The organism is Shewanella frigidimarina (genome assembly GCF_003797125.1).
GTDB classification, from domain to species: domain Bacteria; phylum Pseudomonadota; class Gammaproteobacteria; order Enterobacterales; family Shewanellaceae; genus Shewanella; species Shewanella frigidimarina.
This window is the reverse complement of the sequence record NZ_RKKE01000013.1, coordinates 40,260-46,396: the sequence shown is the minus strand read 5'-3', so window position 1 is coordinate 46,396 and position 6,137 is coordinate 40,260. Positions and strand designations below refer to the sequence as shown.

Sequence of the window (6,137 nt, the reverse complement as noted above, 5' to 3'; positions counted from 1 at the left end):
TGGCGTCAAGTGTTTTTTCAAACTTTCTTTTCGCCTTGAACTCAGTGTTTTGAAGCACTTAATCCAACCTGACTCGGTAACCGCTTACGCTGTCTGCCGTGTCAGTGGATGCGCATTATAGGCACCACACGATTTAGCGCAAGGCCTTTTTTAATAAAAAAGGATCGCTTGGCTATCTTTTCACCAAAAGCGATCCTTTTTCGTATTTTAAGCTATTTTATGACTGTTTATTGTACTTTTTTAGCGTTCTGGCGAAACTGTTCAAGGAAGGTAGCCACACTTGTATCATCCCAATCGACATACGAACGTACATAAGCCACCAGCTCACCTTGCTCATTTAAGATAAATGTTGCAGGTATCGTATCAAGCGGAAAGACATCACGTAGTTGTTGTTGCGGATCGAAATACGAATTAAATTCGCCTAATCCAAGAGACTCCAAAAATGGTTGCACAATAGCCACAGCTTCTGCATCAATAGAAATGGGCAATAATGCAAAATGTTCTGCATTTAGAGTTTGATTTAATCGATTGAGTGCAGGAAGTTCTCTTACACACGGCGGACACCAAGTAGCCCAAAGATTAACAACAACCACTTTACCCTTATATTGTTCAAAGTTAACCGACTGACCAACGAGATCAGTAAAATCGACCAGAGCAATTGGGAATGGTTGCGGCAATATATTTATGCGTTCGAGAGTTGATTCAGAGGTTTGCTTAGCCGCAGCTTGCATGCCGGGGTATGCATTAGCCACACTTGCAGTACCCATAAGAAAGAAGCTAGTGAATATAAACGCAAACCACTGTTTCAAGGTTAATACTCCATTATGTTACTTAGTTGTCTTACTACGATTTAATAGCGCATCTAACTCGGCTTGTTGCTCTGTCGACAAGGTTGTCGATTCTGTTGCCTGGATACGCTGCTTACGCACGAAGATAAAACCAATAAAGAGACCCAAAACAAGTAATCCAAATGGACCAAGCCATAGAATATAAGTTTTCGAGTCTAACTTTGGATTGTACAAGACAAAATCGCCATAGCGGCTGGTCATAAATTCAATAATCTCTGAATCTGACTTACCACTATCGACCATGGTATACACCTCAAGACGTAAATCTTGGGCAACCGGAGAGTTTGAATCGACTAAGTTTTGATTCTGACACTGTGGGCAACGCAATTGGTGTGCTAGTGACAATGCTCTTTGTTGATTATCTGCCGATTGAAATTCATAAGTATCAACAGGTGTCGCCATTACCGTCAGAGTAAAAAGTAAACTCGTACAAGCCACCATCATTTTAAATATGAATTTCATTACGATGCTCCATCGACTTTAGCTTCAGCTTGTAATTGCTGGATCATTGGATACAAGGTTTGTGTCCATACTGTTTGATCTATAGGACCGGCATAGCGATAACGAATAATACCGTTGTGGTCGACTATAAAAGTTTCCGGTGCTCCATAAACTCCAAGATCAAGACCTAAGCGACCATCTTTGTCAAAGATGTTAACTGTGTATGGATCACCTTGAGTAGTTAACTCCTTAACAGCTAATGCTCTCTCGTCACGATAATTGATACCATATATAGGTAATAAGTTACGTTTAGACAGCATCATCAAATAAGGATGTTCATACTTACATGCCGGACACCAAGTTGCCCAAAAGTTCAACATAGACACTTTTGCTGGAAGATCTTTCTCAGTTAACACTTCACTAGGCACTTCTAAGCGCTCAAGTTGGAAAGCCGGAACTGGCTTTCCTTCTAATGCAGAATCAAGCACTTTAGGATTTAGAAATAATCCTTTGTATAAAAACACGCCCATACCCAAAAATATAACCAAAGGTATAAACAGTACAAACTTCTTCATAATGTCTCCGAGTATATTAAGCTGTCGCTAATTTTGCTTTTGCTGCATCTTCTGTTGCAACCTGCTTCACACGATAACGCTTATCAGATGCCGCAAGGAACCCACCTATCATCATGAAGATCGAGCCAAACCATAACCAACGAACAAATGGCTTGTAATTAAGACGCACAGCAAACTCAGTTAAACTAATTGGATCGCCCATAGTGACATATAAATCGCGGAACAATCCCCAATCAATACCCGCTTCGGTCATATCCATAGTTCGAACATTATATTGACGACGATCAGGCTTTAACAAGGTAATAAATTCATCATCTTTGTAGATTTCGATTTGACCTTGTTGAGCGGTATAGTTTGGACCTACTACATTTTTAGTTTCTAAATACTTAAATGTATAACCAGCCAGTTCTTGGCTAATTCCTGGTCCCATACGCACGCTTTTTTCAATCGAGTAATTAGACACGATAGTTGCGCCCATTACCGACACAGCAATACCAAAATGAGCGACGATCATGCCTAATTGGCTACGGCCCATTTTATTAAGACTGATACCACCTTCTTTGTTGCTTACAATATTATAAGCAGCCCGCAAAGTTGATAGCATGATCCACGTTGTAGCCGCTACACCACACATCACCCAAGCATTAAATTGACCATCAGCAACAAATGGAGCCGACACACCAACCACTAACGCGATAATAGCAGGCACAAGTAACTGCTTTTTAATTTCACTCGGTTTAGATTTCTTCCAGCGAATAATTGGACCAATACCCATAAAGCCAAATAGCACTAACACGATAGGCACAAATACGGCATTAAAATATGGAGGGCCAACAGAAATTTTACCCATGCCTAATGCATCGATCAGTAACGGATAAAGCGTACCCAGCAAAACGGTACCTGCCGCAACAGTGAGTAACACATTACAGATTAGTAACATGGTTTCTTTCGATTTAAGCTCAAATCGTGCAGGGCTACTCATTTCGCTTGCTCGGAAGGCAAACAAAGTTAATGAACCACCAATGGCAATACCTAACAACAACAAGATAAACAAGCCACGACTTGGATCTGCTGCAAAAGAATGCACTGAAGTAAGAACGCCCGAACGTACAATAAAGGTGCCGAGTAAACTTAATGAGAAGGCAAAGATAGACAGCAATACAGTCCAGTTACGGAATGCCCCACGCTTTTCCGTCACAATTAATGAGTGCACTAAAGCAGTACCGACTAACCAAGGCATAAATGATGCATTTTCAACTGGGTCCCAGAACCACCAGCCGCCCCAACCTAATTCGTAGTAAGCCCACCAAGAACCAAGTGAAATACCACCAGTTAGAAATATCCATGCAGCTAAAGTCCAAGGACGACTCCAGCGTGCCCAAGCAGAATCAAGTCTGCCACTCATAAGGGCTGCAATAGCAAAAGCAAAACATACCGAGAAACCCACATACCCTAGATACAACATTGGCGGATGGAAGATTAAGCCAACATCTTGCAACATTGGGTTTAAATCTCGCCCTTCTAGAGGAATAGGGAATATCCGTTCAAATGGACTAGAAGTTAGGATCATGAATAAACTGAAGCCAACAACGATCATCGCTAAAACAGATAACACCCTTGCAGTAAAGACTTCTTCTAAGCCCTTACTAAACAGTGCCACTGATGCAGTCCATACAGACAACGCGAATACCCAGAATAATAATGAACCTTCATGACCACCCCATACCGCCGCAATTTTAAAGAATATTGGTAGTTGAGAATTAGAGTGATGGGCGACATAAGCCACAGAGAAATCATCAACAGCAAAGCTGTACCCTAGCGCTATAACGGAGAGACTGATGAAAAAAAACATTCCGTATGTCAGTGGCCAGGCATAGCGAACAAGATACTGGTCTTTACGTGCGGAACCATATAACGGCACGCTAGCTAGCAGTAAGGCAAAAGCCAAACCGAGAATTAGCGAGAAATGTCCAAGTTCTGGAATCATGGGTATTCCTTAGTCTAAAAAAATTAGCGGATCTGAAACAAACAAATCACGGCAGTACTAATTAATGCGGTGAAACTAATATACGCACATTAGCTTAAACGAATTTTAACGCATTTTAGAACTTGCTATGGCTTCTGTCTGCCATTTTCGTACAAAATTGGGTCACTAGTCTCATTATGAGTATCTATTCAATCAAAACGAAAATTTATAACAACCAGTCTGACATGGTTACCTTAACAAAGTTTCGTCTTAAGTTAGACAAACAATTCAATCTGTGAACCAGTACGCAACTCTCAGGATTTAGATTCATATCTTCCTTATATTACTATTCAATTAATAATCTTTACGTATAATCAAGATTCCAAGCACTGCGGAAAAACCGCTTTCTCTGTTAACCTAAAAGTGAATATTGAAACAATGACCACATTTTGGATATTTATTGCGCTTGTCGTACTCATCGGCCTAATCATGATTTGGGTTCCACATTTTCGCCAACAAAAGCTGTTACAAGCTGAAGAATCAGGTGTTCGTAGACAAACTAACCTTGAACTTTTTGCTGAACGCATCTCCATTCTTGAAAAGGAATTGCAAGACCAATTATTAGATCAGGTCGAATTCGAGGCATTAAAGAAAGAATTAGAGATAAATTTACTTCAGGACATGAGCCAGAAGGGTGATGACTCCCTTGATGTAGAAATTAAATCAAAAACCGCATTATGGCCTGCTTTTATGACCCTGTGTCTATTAGCAGTATCTGGTTACTTATATCAACACCTCGGTGCTTACAACGAATTAGCTAACCCACCACAAGCAAGCAATCCTCATCAAGGTATGGATCCTGCGCAAATTATGTCGCAACGGGTGCAGATGATGGAAACTAAGGTTCAGGCACAGCCAGACGATAGCCAAGCTTGGTTTAGCCTTGGCCATGCTTATATATCTGCCAACCAATATGATAAAGCCATTGGCGCATTTGATAAGGTAATGGAACTTGTCGGCACGCAAGCAGAACTCCTTGGGCCTAAAGCAACCGCGCTATACTATAAAGCGAATCAGCAGATGTCGCCGGCGATTCAAGCTGTGATTGATCAATCTTTAGCCTTAGACCCACAAGACCCTTCTACACTACTTCTTGTTGGTATGGATGCATTCTTTACCGCTGATTACAAAAAAGCTATCAATGCTTGGCAGATGATCTTAGACAGCGATCGTGATGATGTTGATAGAACAGCATTAATGAATGCAATTGAATCTGCAAACATGCGCCTTAATGAAGGCTCGGCAATGCCTAATGGTGAGTCAACTCAAAAGCCAGCTGTTACGAGCAATGCTAATACAGTCACAATTGAAATTTCTATTGCTCCAGAATTAGCAGACAAAGTAGCTGATACCGATACTGTGTTTATTTTCGCACGAGCAACTCAAGGCCCAAAAGTACCGCTAGCAGCAACTAAAATCAGTGCTAGCTGCTTACCTGTCACTGTCACACTAGATGACAGTACTTCTATGGGTGGTGATGTAAAACTGAGTTCTGTCGGAGAAGTAGAAATCATTGCAGTACTGTCAAAAAATGGCAGCGTGAAACCACAGTCTGGTGACCTAAAGGGTAACATTAAAGCCGTTAAGGTGGGTGGCAATGCTACACTAACTCTGGATACCTTAGTGCAATAGCACTGTGTAATATTAGTGATGTTAAAAGTTAGCATCACTGAAATTAACCCATAAAAAAAACCGGCTACAAAGCCGGTTTTTTGATTTAGTTGAAAACTACTTAGACATAAACTGAATTGCGTTTTTGTAATCTTCATCAGTACAGTCAGTACACATACCACCTGGTGGCATTGCGTTTAAACCAGACTTAACTGAACCCACTAAGGCATCTAAACCTTTTGCTAGACGTGGTTCCCATGCCGCAGTGTCATGAACTTTAGGCGCACCGGCCACACCCATGCTGTGACATACTTGACACGCTTTATTATAAATAGCTTCACCTTCTTGAGCAAATACATTTGCAGACAAAGTTAAGGCAGCTACTGCAGTCATTGCTAACAATTTTTTCATATTCATCGTTCCTAATTGCAAATATACAAAGCTTAACGCTGCCCTTTGATTTAGAAGGCAGACTCATTTTTAGCAACGTTAGATTACTACAATTAGCAAAAAAACTCATCTTTTTGTGATAACAATCTCAGCTTAGGCTCTAAATCAAGACAATCTGTGTAGTTAAGGTAATATATTAGTAATCGATGAAAAAGTTCAAACTAAATACATAATTTTGGAACCATA

Annotated in this window: 6 protein-coding genes; 1 reads left to right on the top strand and 5 read right to left on the bottom strand. The window is 40.6% G+C overall.

The genetic code is table 11. The features are described from left to right. Window positions 1-227 precede the first annotated feature (227 nt). Genes EGC86_RS20570 through EGC86_RS20555 form a run of 4 tightly spaced genes read right to left on the bottom strand, consistent with a single transcriptional unit; the run spans window position 228 to window position 3,851 of the window. Complete coding sequence (locus EGC86_RS20570; RefSeq protein ID WP_102037388.1) at window positions 228-767, bottom strand: TlpA family protein disulfide reductase; 540 nt, start codon at window positions 765-767, stop codon at window positions 228-230. Between the two features lie 60 nt (window positions 768-827). Next, window positions 828-1,310, bottom strand: coding sequence for a heme lyase NrfEFG subunit NrfF (nrfF, locus tag EGC86_RS20565; protein WP_011635674.1), 483 nt, complete (start codon window positions 1,308-1,310; stop codon window positions 828-830). Next, entirely contained in the window at window positions 1,310-1,864 is a 555-nt protein-coding gene (locus EGC86_RS20560) for a DsbE family thiol:disulfide interchange protein (protein WP_011635673.1), read from the bottom strand. Before EGC86_RS20560 ends, nrfF begins: the two co-directional genes overlap by 1 nt. Window positions 1,865-1,880: 16 nt before the next feature. Next, window positions 1,881-3,851 (bottom strand): heme lyase CcmF/NrfE family subunit, encoded by a 1,971-nt coding sequence (locus tag EGC86_RS20555; RefSeq protein WP_123778856.1) that lies wholly within the window; start codon window positions 3,849-3,851, stop codon window positions 1,881-1,883. Window positions 3,852-4,268: 417 nt separating this feature from the next. Between EGC86_RS20555 and ccmI the strand changes: the two genes are divergently transcribed. Further along, window positions 4,269-5,522, top strand: coding sequence for a c-type cytochrome biogenesis protein CcmI (gene ccmI, locus EGC86_RS20550; protein ID WP_123778855.1), 1,254 nt, complete (start codon window positions 4,269-4,271; stop codon window positions 5,520-5,522). A 96-nt stretch (window positions 5,523-5,618) separates the two neighbouring features. Here the strand turns inward: ccmI and EGC86_RS20545 are convergent, their stop codons facing one another. Further along, window positions 5,619-5,912, bottom strand: a complete 294-nt coding sequence (locus EGC86_RS20545) for a c-type cytochrome (protein WP_011635670.1) — start codon at window positions 5,910-5,912, stop codon at window positions 5,619-5,621. Window positions 5,913-6,137 lie beyond the last annotated feature (225 nt).

Excerpts from the sequence above, each read along its gene's own strand:
- EGC86_RS20570 (WP_102037388.1), bottom strand. The coding sequence starts at position 767 with ATGGGTACTGCAAGTGTGGCTAATGCATACCCCGGCATGCAAGCTGCG.
- nrfF (WP_011635674.1), bottom strand. The coding sequence starts at position 1,310 with ATGAAATTCATATTTAAAATGATGGTGGCTTGTACGAGTTTACTTTTT.
- EGC86_RS20560 (WP_011635673.1), bottom strand. The coding sequence starts at position 1,864 with ATGAAGAAGTTTGTACTGTTTATACCTTTGGTTATATTTTTGGGTATG.
- EGC86_RS20555 (WP_123778856.1), bottom strand. The coding sequence starts at position 3,851 with ATGATTCCAGAACTTGGACATTTCTCGCTAATTCTCGGTTTGGCTTTT.
- ccmI (WP_123778855.1), top strand. The coding sequence starts at position 4,269 with ATGACCACATTTTGGATATTTATTGCGCTTGTCGTACTCATCGGCCTA.
- EGC86_RS20545 (WP_011635670.1), bottom strand. The coding sequence starts at position 5,912 with ATGAAAAAATTGTTAGCAATGACTGCAGTAGCTGCCTTAACTTTGTCT.